We start from the raw sequence: 16,378 nt of genomic DNA, 5'->3' as shown, positions 1-16,378 counted from the left end.
CACCAAAAACCACAAACATTAAACTACCTTCAAGTACACAAACACCATGATGCATTCACCAATTGGTGGCCTGTGGCCAGCCTTGTTCACACCAGTCGATCAGAACGGCAATCCTGATTTTCAACAACTGGAAAAAATTGTAGAACTCTGTATCAAACAAAAACTAGACGGCCTGTATGTGCTGGGCTCCACCGGACAAGGGTTTCTGTTTTCGGAAAAACAGCGGATGGACATCACCCAGGCCGTGATGGAAACCGTCAACGGAGCCATGCCGGTGATTGCCCAGGTGGGCGCGCTGAACACGCGGGAGTCGATCCGGCTGGCGCAGGCGGCTCAGGAACAGGGCGTATACGGGATTTCAACCGTTGGCCCGATTTATTACCAATCCGGTGTTCGCAATGCGCTGGAACACTACAAGGCCATTGGCTCGTCCATCGACATTCCTTTTTTTCCGTACCACATCGGCAACCACAGCGTGTTTGGGGGCGACGCCCGGCACTACATCGAGCAGATTCTGACCCTGCCCAACATTGCCGGTATGAAGCTCACCACCCAGAATCTGTACGAAGTGAGCCTGATTCATATTCTGTCGCAGGACAAGCTGGTGCTGTTCAGCGGAGCCGACGAACTGTTCTGTCAGGCCACCTTGTGCGGAACCGTGGGTGCCATCGGAAGTTTCTTCAACCTCTGGGGAGAAGAGTGCAAATTTGTGCGGGAGGAATTTATCAAGGGAAACTTTGAACTGGGAAACCGCTTCATGCTGACCTTCCAGGAAATTATTCACGATGTGCTGCCCAACATCTGGTCGTTCTTCCACCAGGCCATGCTGCTCAAACATGATATCAACATCGGACTGCCCAACCCGCCTTTGGGCATGGGCAACGGCGAATGGAACGAAAAAGAAGTACTGGAAATCTGCGACCGGATTTCGGCGGTTAGTGGATTGGTTAGTAACTAGTTGTAGAGAAACCGCCACCCCCGTAAGGTCGCCTAGACCTTACGGGGGTATACAAGAGAAATGACTATTTCCTTTTGGCATACATCCTCAAAAAACGCATTCCGCACCCTCCGAATGGCGGTATGTGGCCTCATTGTGTCTTTGGGGATGCCCTTGCAGGAAGGTTATGCGCAAGTTGCCGAAGCATCTGCCGGAATGCGACTGCGTCCGGTGCCGCAGCGGGTAACCGATCTCTACGAACCGGTCTGGGTGGCTCCGGCACCGGGCAATGAAGCGACCCTGATCAGGCTGAAAAACGGCGGACTGACGATCTTTTACATCAACCGCCCCGGCGACGCCAACCAACTCCGGTCCATATCCTCGGCAGACGGCATTCATTGGGAGCCGCCGGTGAAAGAGTTCGATTTGCCGGGACAGGCGTATTACGCCAACCGGGTGCTGGGAGACCCGCAGGGTGTGCTGCACGGCATTTTCCATCTGTGGGGAACCGGTACCAACGGCTACCGGGGGCGGCATCTGGATGTGTGGTATGGCCGGACAACCGGTGCCGGAAAACCGTGGAGTCAGCCCCAGAAGATTTACGACGGCTACGTGGGTTCGATCCGGAGTTTCATCCGGCTCAGCACCGGACGCCTGTTGGTGTCTTTTGCCAAAGCGGTTCCCGAACGGCAGGAAAAACCGGGGGCGGGGCAGGTTGATTACGGCTGGAACGATATTATTTCGCTGCATTCGGACGACAACGGGCAAACCTGGAAACCGTCAACTAATTCGGTCCGGGTCGAGATCAACAACGCCATGCCGGTTCGGTATGGCGGTATTGAGCCCGCTGTGGTGGAATTAACCGACGGGCGGTTGTGGATGCTGGTTCGGACCAACAAAGGACATCTGTATGAATCGTTTTCCGGTGATCAGGGGCAAACCTGGCAGGCGGCCCGACCAACCCGGTTTATTTCGTCGGACTCCCCGGCCGAACTGCTCCGGCTTTCGGATCGTCGTCTCGTGTTATTGTTGAATAGCAACCAGCGTTGGGACAATCCCCGGAGTTATGCCGCCGGAGGCCGGGAAATGCTGCATGCCGCCATCAGCCGCGATGACGGTCAAACCTGGCAGGGCTTTCGGGAAGTGCTGACGATGCCGGTGACCAAACCGGGTCAGGTTGAGAAAAACGACAGGGGGACCGCCTACGCATCGGCAGCAGAAACGGTGGAGGGCAAGGTGGCACTGGTGGCCGGACAGGGTGACGCCAAATCCGTGGTGTTGTTTGACCCCGACTGGCTGGAGCAAACCGAAGCCCGCGAAGAGGGGAAAACCACCCTGAATTCGACAGCCGAGCGCCCGGCCCTGGTCTGGAATTTTCCGGCGACGCGGCAGGGAACGCTGAAAGCCGATCTGGAATTTCCGACCGATGCGCAGGCGGTTTCACTGGCCCTAACCGACCATTTTTCGGTGCCGGACGACTCGCTGGCGGCTGACCATGCTGTAGCCGAATTCAAGATTAAATTCGCCGAACTGGCCAAAACTGGAGCGAAACCGTCCCGGATGACGGTGGAAATCCGGTGGAATTGCCAGAAACAAGAGGCTCTTTTCGTGATGAACAACCAAATCGTGGCCCGGACGAATTTTCACCGCCAACCGGATTTTGGAGTGAATTACCTGCGAATTGGAATGCGCGACCAACGGGGAAAACCCGTCGGTGTGCCGCTTCACTCGGTCGCAATGACGGGCACAAAAAAGCCAAACTGACTATCCTAAACCTTAAACCACCTGCTTTGTATGAAAATAGCGCATCGATTAAAAGTAGCAAGCCTGCTGGCACTGATGGCCAGCGGTTCTCTGCTCGCTCAGATCAATAAAGACGCCGGAAAAACCACCGCGTCGGGGTCCTGGATTGCGGAGAATGTTCAGGAAATGCCGGGCCTGAAAATGGGGCCGTTTGTGCGGCTGGCCGACGGCAGTATCCTAACCGTCGACAAAACCAAAAGCCTGATCAGCAAGGACGACGGCAAAACCTGGACGGAGTACACGATCTTTAAAGACCCGGCGAAATTTGAAATCAGCGACGAACGGGCGTTGATCCGTACCAAACGGAATGTGATCATTCTGGCTTGTATGAACCTGAAAGAACGGGCCAACTGGAACTGGCAGAAGGAAATCTCGGATTCGCCGGACGCCAAACTGCCGACCTACGCCGTTCGCAGCCTCGACGGCGGCAAAACCTGGCAGGACGCCCAGAAACTGCACGACGACTGGACCGGCGCCATTCGTGACATGATCGAAACCAAAGACGGCAGCATCGTTTTTACCTCCATGATGATGATGCACAACCCCGGACGGCATTCGGTGCTGACCTATTCGTCGAAGAACGATGGCAAAACCTGGACCCGCAGCACCATCATCGACCTGGGCGGAACCGGCCACCACGGAGGTGTGACGGAAGCCACGCTGGAGCAATTGAAAGACGGCCGGCTGTGGCTGCTGCTGCGGACCAACTGGGGAACGTTCTGGGAAGCCTATTCCAAAGACGACGGCGTGACCTGGAACAGCTTCAACCCTACCAAAATCAGCGCGAGTTCCGCGCCCGGTCTCCTCAAACGGTTGCAGGATGGCAAGCTGGTGCTGGTCTGGAACCGCCGTTTTCCGGATGGGCAGGTGTCGTATAAGCTGAGTGGGGGCGATAACCAGTGGTCGGAAATTCCGGCCAGCAACCACCGCGATGAACTGTCGATTGCGTTTTCGGATGATGAGGGCAAAAGCTGGAGCAAACCGGTGGTCTTTGCCGAACGCGGAAAGCAGCCCCGGATTTCGTATCCGTACGTCTTCGAAGAAAAACCGGGCGTGCTCTGGATCACCGTCATGCAGGGCGAGTTGCGGGTGAAGCTCAACGAAAAAGACTTTTTACGGTAGAAAGCGGTACGCAGCTCTTTAAACAGGTGATCTATGCGACTTTCGATACGATTTTTGCGAACAACGGTTCTCTGCTTTCTCATCGGTTTTCCGGTTTTTGCCGAAAAACCGGCGGGAGTTGGTGATGGCAATTTGACCATTGTCGCTTTCGGCAACTCCATTACGGCCACCCGCAAAACCGTCAATCAGGTTTTTGCGCAACGGCTGCCGCACCTGCTGGCCCAGAAAGGCGTGAGTGCCACGGTCATCAATGCCGGAATCCCCGGTAGCCATACGGGCCGTCAGACGGATCATAACCTGTTCAAAATCAGACACGCCCTCGACCGGTTTGAGTCGGATGTGCTGGCGGTTCATCCCGATCTGGTAATCATCGGGTTTGGCATCAACGACGCCCACATCGACAGCGGAGGAGCCACCGGGCCGTCGCGGATTCCGCTGGAGAACTACCGGAAGAACCTGGCCTACATGATCGAATCGCTGCAAAAGCAGGGCAGTTTAGTGATCCTGACGGTTCCGAATCTGCTGGGCAAAAAATACGCAGATTACCAGAACGAACGCCTGTTGCAGTACGTCGAGGTGGTGCGGAACTATTCCCGGAAATACCGAACCGGTCTGGTCGATAACTACAAAGCGTTTGTGGATTACCAGAACCGGACGGGTGTCAGTTACGATTCGCTGATGCTCGACGGCGTTCACCCCAACGACCGGGGCCACGAACTGATTGCCGGGAACCTGGTGGACGAAATCCTGCGGGTAACCAAACTCAACGGAAAGAACAAGGTCGGTGAGAAAAGTTTGGTTCTGCAACTCAATCCGGGGGCCGACAACCCGCGCAACAGCGAAGGCGATTTTGTGACGCTGAAAGATGGCCGGATTCTGTTCATTTACTCGCGTTTTGCCGGAAACTCTTCCAGCGATTTTGCTGCGGCCACGCTCGTAGGGCGGTATTCCGGCGACGGCGGCAAAACCTGGACGAAGGACGACCAGCTTATCGTTAGCAATGAAGGCGGCATGAATGTGATGTCGGTTTCGCTGCTGCGGTTGCAGGATGGCCGGATCGCCCTGTTTTACGCCCGGAAAAATGCCATGGACGACTGCATCCCGATGATGCGGATTTCGACCGACGAAGCCAAAACCTGGAGCGATGCCATTCCCTGCATCACCGACCGGGAAGGCTATTTTGTGTTGAACAACAACCGCGTGATTCAGTTGAAAACCGGTCGGCTCCTGATGCCGGTCGCCTTGCACGAAACGCCACCGGGTGGCCGGTTTAATGGAAAAGGCCGCTTATTTTCGTATTATTCCGACGATACCGGCAAAACCTGGAAGGCGAGTCAGGAGGTGGCCAATCCGGATGCGATTACCCTGCAGGAACCGGGACTGGTTGCTTTGAAAGACCGGCTGATGATGATCATCCGGACGGATGCCGGGGTGCAGTATGCGGCCTATTCGAGCGATCAGGGTCAGACCTGGAGTCCGTCGCAGCCGACCACCATCGCGTCGCCGGTTTCGCCCGCCACCATCGCCCGAATCCCGGCCACCGGCGATCTGCTGATGGTCTGGAACAACAACGGCAACCAGGAAGGCAACCCGATCAAAGGCCGACGGACGCCCCTGAACATCGCCGTTTCGAAAGACGAGGGCCAAACCTGGACACACGTGAAAACGCTGGAAGCCGATCCCGATGGCTGGTATTGTTACACCGCCATTCATTTCATAGGCAAGAAGGAGGTTTTGCTGAGTTATTGCGCCGGAAACCGCCCCAAAGGAACGGGGCTCTCGGTCACCAACGTCACGCGCCTGAACCTGGACTGGATTTATAATACGAAGAGGTAAGAAAAGAGAAGTGAGACAAGAGACACGACTAATTACTAAACCCATGACCAAACCACTGTTCATCCTATCATTTCTAGTTCTGGCTTTTGTAGCCGCCCGCGCGCAGCCCGATACCGAATCCGTTGGCACGGTTGCCCTGGAATTGACCCCCGGCGACAACAACCCCCGCAACAGCGAAGGCGATTTCATTACGCTGAAAGACGGCCGCATTCTGTTTGTCTACAGCCACTACACCGGCGGCAGCACCAGCGACCACGCCCCGGCCTATCTGGCGGGTCGGTTTTCGAAAGACGGCGGCAAAACCTGGACGCAACAGGACCAACTCATTGTGGAAAAAGAAGGCGATATGAACGTGATGTCGGTTTCGTTGCTGCGGCTGAAAAACGGCAAAATTGCCCTGTTTTACCTCAAAAAGAACTCCGAGCAGGACTGCATTCCCCAGATGCGGATTTCAGCCGACGAAGCCAAAACCTGGAGCAAACCGACGCCCTGTATTACGGACCGGGAAGGCTATTTTGTGTTGAACAACAGCCGCGTCATCCAACTGAAAAATGGCCGTTTGCTGATGGCGGTGGCCCAGCACAAATCCCCCGGCGGCAAATGGCAGGGCAACGGAACGCTGTACAGCTATTATTCCGACGACAACGGAGCTACCTGGAAAAGCAGTGAAGCGGTTCCAAAACCGGCGGATCTGGTCACGCAGGAGCCCGGTTTGATTGAACTGAAAAACGGAACGATTCTGATGTTTATCCGCGCCAGTGGCGGTTTTCAGCAGTTTTCGTATTCCAGAGACAAGGGGCAGACCTGGAGTCACATTGAGCAAAGCACGTTGAAGTCGCCCCTGTCGCCGGCGTCCATCGCCCGCATTCCATCGACCGGCGATCTGCTGGTGGTCTGGAACAACAACGACGGCAGTGTTCCGGCGCTCAAAGACAAGCGCACCCCGCTGTCGGTGGCTATTTCGAAAGACGACGGCAAAACCTGGCAACACGTCCGCAACATCGAAACCGATCCCGATGGCTGGTATTGCTACATCGCCATTCATTTTACCAAAAAAGAGGCTTTGCTGGGGTATTGCGCGGGGAGTCAGAAAAAAGTGACGCATTTGTCGACCACCCGGATCAACCGGCTGAATCTGGCGGCCTTGTACCAATAAACCGGTTTTCGGATGAAAAAGGAGTCGGACTTTTCCCGTCGGAAATTTATCAAAATGGCCGGACTGGGTGTGGTTCTGCCGACGGTTTCAATGCCGGTTTTTCCCGGAATGGCGTCAGCGGAGGAAGAAAACCGGGCCACAGTTCCGGATCTGGAACGGATCAAAGGGCTGTTCGCGCAGAAAGAACCCAGCATCTGGCTTTTCACCGGCGACAGTATCACGCACGGTGCCAAGCATACACACGGGTTTCGGAGCTACCCCGAAATTTTCGCCGAACGGCTTCGCTGGGAGTTGAAACGGGTGCGTGATCTGGTGGTCAATACCGGCATCAGCGGCAACGCCACCAGCAACATCCTGAGCGATTTCGACTGGCGGGTTGCGCAGTTCAAACCGGCGGTGGTGTCGCTGATGATCGGAACGAACGACTGTGCGCGGAAAGAAATCACGCCCGCCGTTTTTGAGCAAAACCTGAATAGCCTGGTCGAGAAAATCCGTGCGTTGGGCGCGATTCCAATTTTGCATACGCCGAATCCGATCATCATTCAGAAAGCCCCGGAACGGAAAACGCTGCCGGATTACATTCCGGTTATTCGAACCGTAGCGGAAACAAAACAGGTGATTCTGGTCGATCATTATCACCATTGGCAAACCACGACCGACGTCGATGTGAACCGCGAATGGCTCAACGATCCGTTGCATCCGGGTGCGCGGGGCCATCAGGAAATCGCCCGTCAGTTGTTCAAAGCAGTAGCCATTTTTGACCCCAAAGAACCGACTTGTGGAGGGCCGTATTATGAAGGAGAACACTGAAATGATTGACTATCAACGAATAACCGGAGACTTGCCCGGCCCACACGTTCTGTTGTCGGCGGGTGTTCACGGAGATGAATACGAACCAATGCTGGCGGCTCGTGAACTGATTCGGGTGCTGGAAGGAAAAGTGGTGTCCGGTAGCGTGACGGTGGTGCCGGTGGTGAACGCGTCTGCCTACGCGCTCGCCAGCCGCTGCGGGGAAGATGGGCTGGATTTGGCCCGGATTTGTCCGGGAAATCCCGCAGGTTCGGTGTCGGAACAAACCGCCGACCGCATCAGTGCGCTCATCCGGGAAGCGGATTATTACGTCGACATGCACACGGGCGGATTGGCATATGACATTTATCCATTGGCTGGTTACATGCTCCATCCGTCGCCGGACGTGCTGGAAAAACAGCGGGAAATGGCGCTGGCGTATAACCTCCCCATCGTGTGGGGAACCGATCACCGCCCGAACGGACGAACCCTTTCCGTGGCGCGTGACGCCAACATTCCGGCCATTTATCTGGAATACGGCGGGGGAACCGGCCTTCGGGAGCTGGTCGTGACGGCCTACCGGGATGGTTTTCTCAATCTGCTTCGGCACTTGGAAATGATCGATGAACCTGCTCAAACCATCCCGACTACTGAACGGTACTGGGTGGAAGATGATCGGCCGGACAGTGGCTATCTCCAGGCCAAAATGCCTTCGCCGGTTGACGGTGTTTTTATCACTGCCGTAAAACCGGGTGATTTCATCCGGGCCGGGCAGCGTTGGGGCCGGATTGTCGATCCGGTTTCGGGCGACACGACGGACGTAATCTCGGAAACCGCCGGGCTGGCTTTTCTCCTGCGAACGACGGTAAACGTGAAAAAGGGCGATGCGTTAGGTGGGGTCTTGCCCATCGAAAAGCCTGGTAAAATTGTGATTCATGAAAGATAGAAAAGTCGTGCTCATCACCGGAGCCGCCGGGGGAATCGGTCGGGCGACGGCTACCAGATTCGCCGAAGAAGGGTTTCGCCTGGTACTTTCGGATATTGCCGAAGAACCGCTGAATGCGTTAGGGCTTGAATTAAAGAGTGCATACGGTGCTGATTGCCTGGCGATTCCGGGCAATCTGGAACAAGCGTCGTATCTGCAGGAGCTGGTCAGCCAGACCATGGAATGGGGTGGGCGGATCGACGCGTTGGTGAACAATGCCGCCTGGCGAACGCTGGAAACACTGCGGACCATGAGCCTTGAAACCTGGGAAAAAACGCTCCGGGTTTGTCTGACGGCCCCGGTTTTTCTGACGAAAGGGGTCGCGAGTCAGATGGAAAAGCAGACCGGTGGCGGGGTCGTCGTCAACGTTTCCAGCGTCATGGCCTCCCGGCCAGCGGGCTGCGGCCCGGCGTATATCGCAGCCAAAGGAGCGCTGGAAAGCCTGACGGCGGAATTTGCCATTACCTACGGTCGAAGCGGTATTCGGGTGGTGGGCGTTGCGCCGGGTTACATCGACACCGACCTTAGCAACGACTACGTCGATCCGGAAGGGGAAAACATCAGCGCCCGCCTGACCGCCGAACTCACCGATTTTATTCCGATCGGGCGGGGGGGGCATTCCCGCGAAGTGGCCGAAGCGGTTTTCTGGCTGTGTTCCCCGCAGGCGTCCTACATCAGTGGCACCACCCTGACCATCGACGGCGGTTTTAAACCCAATTTCAGTAACTATTCAGCCAAGAAAACCCAATTCCCCACCGAGTTTTGAACACGATCTGGAAATATCAAAACCAAGTACCGACCGTGGCACTCCAGCACCGCGTGCTTCTGGGCGAAGGGCAGACACCACTCGTTCGCTCCCGGTCGATTGGTGCGTCGCTGGGCCTCAACAACCTGTATTTCAAACTGGAAAACCTGAATCCGACCGGTTCCTACAAAGATCGTTTCGCGGCCGTTCTGGTCAGTGAGATGAATGCCAAAGGCCAGAAAGTCTGCATTGCCACCTCCAGCGGCAACACCGGCGCGGCCTTGTCGGCCTATTGCGCGGCTGCGGGTATTCAGTGTATGCTGGTGGTGGTAGACGGGGCGCCCTTGCCCAAAATCCGGCAGATGCAGTTATACGGAGCCAGCATTTTTATGGTACACGGTTTTGGCAAAGATCCGGTGATCACCTCAGCGGTATTCGACGAACTCGAAACCCTCTGCCGGACCCATGAAATACCGCTGCCGATCAGTGCCTACCGGTATTGCCCGTCCGCCATGCAGGGCGTGCAGACGATGGCTTCCGAAATTCTGGAAACATTGGAAGGTCGGGTCGATCATATTTTTTCGCCAGCCGGTGGGGGCGGGCTGACCCTAGCCATTACCCGGGGTGTTCTGTCTGAAAAACCGGATGCCGGTTTTGCGAAAGTTAACTGTGTTCAACCCGAAGGGAACGATACGATTGCAAGTGCGTTGCGGAACCAGGATCGGAAAGCGAGCGCGGTGGCGGCCTCCACCACGGCGGTCAGCGGTTTGCAGGTTCCGGGGGTGCTGGATGGCGATGACGTGATTGAAAACTGCCGAAAAACCGGCGGCACGGGCTACGTCGTGACGGACGAACGGGTTTTTGCGTGGCAGAAAGCACTGGCCCAGAAAGAGGGAATTTTCAGCGAACCCGCCGGAGCGGTCGCGCTGGCCGGGCTGGAGGATGCCGTGGCCCGAAACGAAGTAAGCCGCGACGAAACCGTGGTTTGTCTGGTCACCGGCAGCGGTTTCAAGGACATGGCTTCGGTCGAAAGAAACTTTGGCTTGCCGCCCGTGGAGACGGTGGACGTTGGCCGGGCCATCGGGTTGATTCAGCCGTTTTTGTAATTGTTTTTTCTCAACTAACCCCCACGTTATCAAGCCATGACTCTATCGCGACCATCTTTTTATCCGTGGCTCATCGTGGGTTTACTCTGTGTGGTCGGCTGTCTGAACTACCTCGACCGGATGATGATTACCACGATGCGGAGTTCCATTCTGGCCGAAATTCCGATGACCGACGGTCAGTTCGGTTTGCTGACTTCGGTTTTCCTGTGGGTATACGGTTTGCTGAGTCCGCTGGCCGGTTTTCTGGCCGACCGGTTTAACCGCAGCCGGGTCATTATCGGCAGCCTGTTTGTCTGGTCGATTGTCACCTGGTTTACCGCCCGGGCCACCACCTTTGAAGAACTCCTCCTGACCCGCGCGCTCATGGGCGTCAGCGAAGCCTGTTACATTCCGGCGGCTCTGGCGCTGATTGTCGACTACCACCGGGGTGCCACGCGTTCGCTGGCGACGGGCATTCACATGGGCGGTATCATGATCGGGCAAAGCCTGGGGTTTGTCGGCGGCTGGCTGGCCGAAAGCCGGACGTGGAGCTACGCATTTGGCGTTTTTGGACTCATTGGCGTCGGGTATGCGGTGTTGCTGGCGTTGGTGTTGCGCGATCCGGTTGTGCCCGAAAAACATGCGCTTTCAGCCGAACCCGAACCGGCCATTCGTTTCACGGCCGCCCTTCGGGATCTGTTCAGTCGCCGGAATTACCTGGTAGCGCTCACCTTCTGGGGGCTGGGTGGAATTGTGAGCTGGCTGGTTGTCGGCTGGTTACCAACGTATTACAAAGAGCATTTCAACCTGTCCCAAACCGTCGCCGGCCTGTATGCCACGGGCTACTTTCACACGGCTTCGCTGGTGGGCGTTCTGACGGGCGGTTTTCTGGCCGACCGCTGGAGCCGGACCAACCCACGCGGCCGGATTCTGGTGCCTTTCATCGGTCTGGTGATTGCCGCTCCCGGTATTTTCATTGCCAGCAGTACGAGCATTCTTCCCGTCGCCATCGTCTGTTTCATGCTTTATGCCTTTACGCGCACCTTCCTGGATGCGAACATGATGCCGATTTTGTGTCTGATTGCCGATCAACGCTACCGCGCCACGGGCTACGGCGTGTTGAATCTGGTGGCCTGCATCGTCGGGGGCGTGGGGCTGTACGCGGGCGGTATCTTGCGGGATGCGGACGTGGATCTGAGCCGGATGTTCCAGTTTGCCGCCCTTACCATGCTGATTTCTGCCGCCTTGCTATATACCATCAAACCCAAACCGGAAGACATTGCTGAACGTCCGGAAGTCGGGAATAAACCTGTTTTAAAATGAATCTGGAAGAATTAAAAGACAAACTATACGTGGCCGTGCTGTCGGATGTACTCGACCAGTTGGGCTATACGCACCAGGCCACGCGCATTCCGTTTCACGCCTATACCGGCATTCCCAAGTTGCTGGGGCGTTGCAAAACCAGCTTGTGGGCGGACATGTACGATGCCGACCCGAATCCCTACGAACTCGAATTACAGGCCGTCGATTCCTGCCAGCCGGGCGATGTGTTGATCTGTGCGGCAGGCGGTTCTACGCGCTCCGGCATCTGGGGCGAGTTGTTGTCGACGGCGGCCCGCAACAGCGGTTGTCTGGGCGTCATCGTTCACGGCGGGGTTCGGGATATCGACAAGATGCGGGTAATGGAATTTCCGGTTTTTGCGACTTCCAGAAATCCGTACGACAGCCAGAACCGCCAGCGGGTGGTCGATCTGGACGTGACCGTGGAGATCGACGGCGTAAAATTCCGGCCCGGCGATCTGGTGATGGCCGACGAAGACGGCATTGTCGTCGTTCCGCAGGAAGTGGAAGAGCGGGTCATTGCCGCAGCGATTCAGAAAGTGGATGCCGAAAACGTCACGCGTGATGCCATTAAAAACGGCATGAAAGCCTGGGAAGCCTATCAAAAATTTGGTGTATTATGAGCAAGAAAATCGTCGTAAGTGGGGAAAACATCCCGAAAAGTCATCTCCCTTTTTCACCCGGTATTGTTTCGGGCGATTACCTGTTTGTGTCGGGACAAGCCTCGGTGGACGACACCGGAGCCATCGTCAATGACACCTTTGAGGGGGAATGCCGCCGGTCGTTCGAAAACCTGAAACGGATCGTGGAAGCCGCCGGAGCGAGTCTGGACGATGCCGTTCAGGTTCGGAATTACGTTGGCAAACAGGAATACCTGGCCGAGTTCAACGCCATTTACCGGGATTATTTTAGCGCCCCGTATCCGGCCCGGACCACGCTGATTGGCTGCCTGGGCGATTTGCTGAAGTTTGAAGTCGATGTCGTGATTTATGTAGGAAAATAAAACCGCAACGATGCGAAAACGAATTGCGCTGCTGGGCATTTACCACGAAACCAACACCTTTATTGAAATCCCCACCACGCTGGACGATTTCAAAAACGGCTACTGGCTGGCGGGGGAGGCCATTCGGGCCGAATACGCGGGCGCGCACCACGAAATCAGTGGCGTGATCGACGTAATCGATGCTTCTCCTGACCTGGAACTCGTGCCGGTTTTGTATGCCTCGGCCACGCCGGGTGGTTTGATCCAACGAGAAGCCTACGAGGCTATCCTAGCCGAGATGTGGGCGGCACTTGACGCTGTTTTGCCCGTCGATGGTTGTGTCGTGGTGCCGCATGGGGCCGGGGTCGCGGAATCGTATCCCGATCTGGATGGGCATTGGCTGGGTTTGCTGCGGGAAAAACTGGGTCCTGAAATACCGATAACCGGCACGCTGGACCCGCACGCCAACGTCAGCCGGGCGATGGTAGCGGCCACGGATGCGCTGGTCGCGTATGCCACCAATCCGCACATCGACCAGCGGGCGACAGGTCGGAAAGCCGCCCAGATTCTCGTGGACACGTTAAGGGGCACGGTTCAGCCCGTGCAGCACCTGGTGCAACTGCCGATGGCGATCAGCATCGAACAACAATACACCTCGCAGGACCCCTGCCGAAGTCTACTGGCGCATTTGACGGAAACGGGGAGGCAAAACCGCCTGCTGTCGGCGAGTTTGCTGCTGGGGTTTCCGTATGCCGATGTGGCCGAAATGGGTTCGGCTTTCATTCTGGTTGCCGACCAAAAACAGGATGCCGACGCGCAGAAGCTGATCCAGAAAACCGGGCAGCAACTTTCTGACTATATCCTTGACCGAAAAGAAGAATTTAACGGCCCCAAAACCGGTATTCAGGCCGTCTTGCCGACGTTGGCGGCTTTACCCAAACCGGTTTTGATGCTGGACATGGGCGACAACGTCGGTGGGGGCGCACCCGGCAACAGCACGCATTTGCTGGAATCGCTGGAAATGAAGGACATCGGACCGGTTTTTATCTGCCTGTACGATCCATCGGCGGTGGAGGAAGCGCGTCAACATGCCATTGGTGAAACGTTTCCACTGGCGATGGAAGCCGGGAAACCCCACAAAACGGAGGTGACACTCACGCGACTATTGGATGGAAAATTCACCGAATCGACGCCCAAACACGGCGGTTTTGTGAATTACGACATGGGCGAAACCGCACTCGTGAAAACTCAAAAAGGCAATATCGTCATGCTGACGACCCGCCGAACACCGCCCTACAGCCTGCGCCAGATGACGGCTTTCGGCCTGGAACCGGACGCGTTTGCCATCATCATCGCCAAAGGCGTCAACGCCCCGATTGCTGCCTACGCCCCGGTTTGCCCGGCCATTGTGCAGGTCGATACGCCGGGCGTGACCCAGGCGGACATGACACTTTTTACGTATCAAAACCGGAGAAGACCGTTGTTTCCGTTTGAAAGGGATCATCAGCTCCACTAAACTTCATTATTCGTTACCGCGCGGGCGGCCCCGTCAAAATTCGGTGTTCGATATTAAGGTTTAAGTATCTTATAATCAATGGTTTGAATATCGAATATTTAATATTGACGGGGCCGCCCGCGCGGTAACGAATAATGAAATAAAGAAAAGCATGAACTACACCGTCGAAAAGCTTCTTGATCTGCCTTTTTACACCGAAGGCCCGGCGGTGGATCGGGATGGAAACTGGTATGTTACGACGCTCACCGGCGGTGAAATCATTCGGCTGGATAGAGCGGGGAAGTACATCGTCTGGGGAAAAACCGCTTGCCCCAACGGGCAGGTTGTTTTGCCCACTGGCGACCATGGGGTGTGCGACCCCCGGCAGGCTGCCATCGGCCGGTTTGGTTCAGATGGGTCGTATCAAGGGGTTGTTATTCAGCAGTTTTGCGCCGGTGTGGACGTGCAGTCGCCCAATGATCTGGTGATCGATTCCCGTCAGAATCTCTACTTTACCGACTCGATCCGAACCCATGGAAAAGTGTTTTTTGTCGGAGCAGACGGAACCGAGCGACTGGTTGCGGACGGCATCGATTACGCCAATGGGCTGGTGTTGTCGGCCGATGAAACGAAGTTGTATGTGGCCGAAAGTTACCAAAACCGGGTGTTGGTGATCGAACTGGCCGAACCGGGAATGCCGAAAGGCCCGGTGCTGGTTTTTGCGGCACTCCCGGCCCATCCTTCGGGGAACGCCATTGGCAATTTGCCAGATGGTCTGGCACTCGATCAGCAGGGGCGCATCTGGGTGGCGCATTACGGGATGCAGGCGATTCAGGTGGTGTCGGCGCGGGGTGAGTGGCTTTTTTCGCTGGATACCACTTTGCCACTGACCAGCAACCTGTGTTTTCTGGAAGACCAGCCGGAACGTAAGACGCTGCTCGTAACCGGCGGATTCCGCGAACCGGGGCCGGGCGGAGTGGTTTTGATCACAGTTTACTTTTAATTCTACGGATGATGAAATTATCCTTTTATCGCTTGGTTTTACTCATGACAATTGCATTAAAAACCGTAGCGCAGCCTGCGGTCGAGTGGTCTGAATTGCCACCGCTGCCGGGTGGAAAGGGCTGGGCGGGGATGTTCGCGGGTGTTAGCCACGGTGCGCTGGTTTGTCTGGGCGGGGCCAATTTCCCCGACAAATACCCCTGGGAGGGCGGGAAAAAGAAGTGGTACGACGATATCTACGTCCTGGCCGATGGAAAGACCTGGTTGAAAGCGGATGAAAAACTGCCCGAACCGTCGGGCTATGGCGTAACGGTTTCGTACCAGAATACCCTCATTCTGATTGGTGGAAGTACGGAAAGCGGTCATCTGAACCGGGTAATCGGGTATGAATGGAACGGAAAGAAACTGATTCAATCCAGTTACCCAAAGCTGCCGGTTTTGCTGGCGAACATGGCCGGAACGCTGCTGGGTGATGTGATTGTGATTGCCGGAGGAATCAGCACGCCAACCGGAATGCCCTTGAAAAAGTGCTATGCACTGGATTTGAAAAATCGCTCGCGGGGCTGGTTCGAAACCGAAGCGTGGCCGGGGCCGGAACGGCAGTTTCCGGTTTGTACGGTTTATCGGAACCACTTTTATCTCTTTGGCGGAGAAACCGTCGGACTTAATGCCAAAGGTGAGAAATACCGATCTATTCTGCTGGATGCATTTCGTTTACGGCTGGAGCAAAAGAACAACAAATGGGTTGGTGTCTGGGAAAAGCTGGCGCCGATGCCCCGGGGCATGTCGGCCGGGGGAACGGTTTTGCCCGTTCTGAACAACGACCGGTTTTTGTTCTGGGGCGGGGTCGATGCGGTAACGGCAGCTTATAAAACACCGGCCACCCATCCCGGAATTATTCAAAGTCTGCTTTTTTATTTTCCCGAAACCGATAGCTGGGAATACATCGGTCAGCAAACCCGGTTCGAAGCCCGGGTAACCTTGCCCGTGGTGTTCTGGAACAACCGTTGGGTGTACGTCAGCGGAGAAATAAAACCGGGTATTCGGACGCCGTCGGTGGTGAGTGTGAACTAGTTGCCTGGTGTATAAAAAATAAGTCA

15 protein-coding genes are annotated in these 16,378 nt (G+C 56.0%); all 15 read left to right on the top strand.

What is annotated here, in order from left to right; genetic code table 11:
* Positions 1 to 46: 46 nt before the first annotated feature.
* The 15 genes from FH871_RS20650 (at position 47) to FH871_RS20580 (ending at position 16,352) form a co-directional block, all read left to right on the top strand.
* Positions 47 to 958 (top strand): dihydrodipicolinate synthase family protein, encoded by a 912-nt coding sequence (locus FH871_RS20650; protein ID WP_229317437.1) that lies wholly within the window; start codon positions 47 to 49, stop codon positions 956 to 958.
* Between the two features lie 114 nt (positions 959 to 1,072).
* Complete coding sequence (locus FH871_RS20645; protein WP_171062904.1) at positions 1,073 to 2,701, top strand: sialidase family protein; 1,629 nt, start codon at positions 1,073 to 1,075, stop codon at positions 2,699 to 2,701.
* Between the two features lie 30 nt (positions 2,702 to 2,731).
* A complete protein-coding gene (locus FH871_RS20640; protein WP_138993256.1) occupies positions 2,732 to 3,862 on the top strand; it encodes a sialidase family protein in 1,131 nt (376 codons plus the stop codon).
* 33 nt (positions 3,863 to 3,895) lie between these two features.
* The gene (locus FH871_RS33805) at positions 3,896 to 5,698 is read left to right on the top strand and encodes an exo-alpha-sialidase (RefSeq protein ID WP_229317435.1); all 1,803 of its coding nucleotides are present in this window, start codon (positions 3,896 to 3,898) and stop codon (positions 5,696 to 5,698) included.
* Between the two features lie 43 nt (positions 5,699 to 5,741).
* Positions 5,742 to 6,854 (top strand): sialidase family protein, encoded by a 1,113-nt coding sequence (locus FH871_RS20630; protein ID WP_138993255.1) that lies wholly within the window; start codon positions 5,742 to 5,744, stop codon positions 6,852 to 6,854.
* A gap of 12 nt (positions 6,855 to 6,866) precedes the next feature.
* Positions 6,867 to 7,664, top strand: coding sequence for an SGNH/GDSL hydrolase family protein (locus tag FH871_RS20625; RefSeq protein ID WP_229317432.1), 798 nt, complete (start codon positions 6,867 to 6,869; stop codon positions 7,662 to 7,664).
* 1 nt (position 7,665) lies between these two features.
* Positions 7,666 to 8,589: a succinylglutamate desuccinylase/aspartoacylase family protein gene (locus FH871_RS20620; RefSeq protein WP_138993254.1), complete on the top strand. Its 924-nt coding sequence runs from the start codon at positions 7,666 to 7,668 to the stop codon at positions 8,587 to 8,589.
* A complete protein-coding gene (locus FH871_RS20615; RefSeq protein ID WP_138993253.1) occupies positions 8,579 to 9,394 on the top strand; it encodes an SDR family NAD(P)-dependent oxidoreductase in 816 nt (271 codons plus the stop codon). Before FH871_RS20620 ends, FH871_RS20615 begins: the two co-directional genes overlap by 11 nt.
* 35 nt (positions 9,395 to 9,429) lie before the next feature.
* A complete protein-coding gene (locus FH871_RS20610; RefSeq protein WP_212768252.1) occupies positions 9,430 to 10,479 on the top strand; it encodes a pyridoxal-phosphate dependent enzyme in 1,050 nt (349 codons plus the stop codon).
* A 36-nt stretch (positions 10,480 to 10,515) separates the two neighbouring features.
* On the top strand, positions 10,516 to 11,781 hold the full coding sequence (locus FH871_RS20605) for an MFS transporter (RefSeq protein WP_138993251.1): 1,266 nt from the start codon (positions 10,516 to 10,518) through the stop codon (positions 11,779 to 11,781).
* Positions 11,778 to 12,422 carry an RraA family protein gene (locus tag FH871_RS20600; RefSeq protein ID WP_138993250.1) on the top strand — a complete coding sequence of 215 codons (645 nt, stop codon included), beginning with the start codon at positions 11,778 to 11,780 and terminating at the stop codon, positions 12,420 to 12,422. Before FH871_RS20605 ends, FH871_RS20600 begins: the two co-directional genes overlap by 4 nt.
* A complete protein-coding gene (locus FH871_RS20595; protein WP_138993249.1) occupies positions 12,419 to 12,802 on the top strand; it encodes a RidA family protein in 384 nt (127 codons plus the stop codon). The genes FH871_RS20600 and FH871_RS20595 overlap by 4 nt, the downstream gene beginning before the upstream one ends.
* Positions 12,803 to 12,812: 10 nt before the next feature.
* Entirely contained in the window at positions 12,813 to 14,297 is a 1,485-nt protein-coding gene (locus FH871_RS20590; RefSeq protein WP_138993248.1) for a M81 family metallopeptidase, read from the top strand.
* Between the two features lie 151 nt (positions 14,298 to 14,448).
* The gene (locus FH871_RS20585; protein ID WP_138993247.1) at positions 14,449 to 15,279 is read left to right on the top strand and encodes an SMP-30/gluconolactonase/LRE family protein; all 831 of its coding nucleotides are present in this window, start codon (positions 14,449 to 14,451) and stop codon (positions 15,277 to 15,279) included.
* A 44-nt stretch (positions 15,280 to 15,323) separates the two neighbouring features.
* Complete coding sequence (locus FH871_RS20580; protein ID WP_138993246.1) at positions 15,324 to 16,352, top strand: hypothetical protein; 1,029 nt, start codon at positions 15,324 to 15,326, stop codon at positions 16,350 to 16,352.
* Positions 16,353 to 16,378: the final 26 nt, after the last annotated feature.

Source organism: Larkinella sp. C7 (assembly GCF_006149005.1).
Classification (GTDB): Bacteria; Bacteroidota; Bacteroidia; order Cytophagales; family Spirosomataceae; genus Larkinella.
This window is presented reverse-complemented; position numbering and strand designations above follow the sequence as displayed.

Bases quoted from the DNA above. Each gene is read 5' to 3' on its own strand.
- FH871_RS20630 (WP_138993255.1), top strand. From the start codon at position 5,742: ATGACCAAACCACTGTTCATCCTATCATTTCTAGTTCTGGCTTTTGTA.
- FH871_RS20605 (WP_138993251.1), top strand. From the start codon at position 10,516: ATGACTCTATCGCGACCATCTTTTTATCCGTGGCTCATCGTGGGTTTA.
- FH871_RS20645 (WP_171062904.1), top strand. From the start codon at position 1,073: ATGGCGGTATGTGGCCTCATTGTGTCTTTGGGGATGCCCTTGCAGGAA.
- FH871_RS20620 (WP_138993254.1), top strand. From the start codon at position 7,666: ATGATTGACTATCAACGAATAACCGGAGACTTGCCCGGCCCACACGTT.
- FH871_RS20650 (WP_229317437.1), top strand. From the start codon at position 47: ATGATGCATTCACCAATTGGTGGCCTGTGGCCAGCCTTGTTCACACCA.
- FH871_RS33805 (WP_229317435.1), top strand. From the start codon at position 3,896: ATGCGACTTTCGATACGATTTTTGCGAACAACGGTTCTCTGCTTTCTC.
- FH871_RS20600 (WP_138993250.1), top strand. From the start codon at position 11,778: ATGAATCTGGAAGAATTAAAAGACAAACTATACGTGGCCGTGCTGTCG.
- FH871_RS20590 (WP_138993248.1), top strand. From the start codon at position 12,813: ATGCGAAAACGAATTGCGCTGCTGGGCATTTACCACGAAACCAACACC.
- FH871_RS20625 (WP_229317432.1), top strand. From the start codon at position 6,867: ATGAAAAAGGAGTCGGACTTTTCCCGTCGGAAATTTATCAAAATGGCC.
- FH871_RS20640 (WP_138993256.1), top strand. From the start codon at position 2,732: ATGAAAATAGCGCATCGATTAAAAGTAGCAAGCCTGCTGGCACTGATG.
- FH871_RS20580 (WP_138993246.1), top strand. From the start codon at position 15,324: ATGACAATTGCATTAAAAACCGTAGCGCAGCCTGCGGTCGAGTGGTCT.
- FH871_RS20615 (WP_138993253.1), top strand. From the start codon at position 8,579: ATGAAAGATAGAAAAGTCGTGCTCATCACCGGAGCCGCCGGGGGAATC.
- FH871_RS20595 (WP_138993249.1), top strand. From the start codon at position 12,419: ATGAGCAAGAAAATCGTCGTAAGTGGGGAAAACATCCCGAAAAGTCAT.
- FH871_RS20585 (WP_138993247.1), top strand. From the start codon at position 14,449: ATGAACTACACCGTCGAAAAGCTTCTTGATCTGCCTTTTTACACCGAA.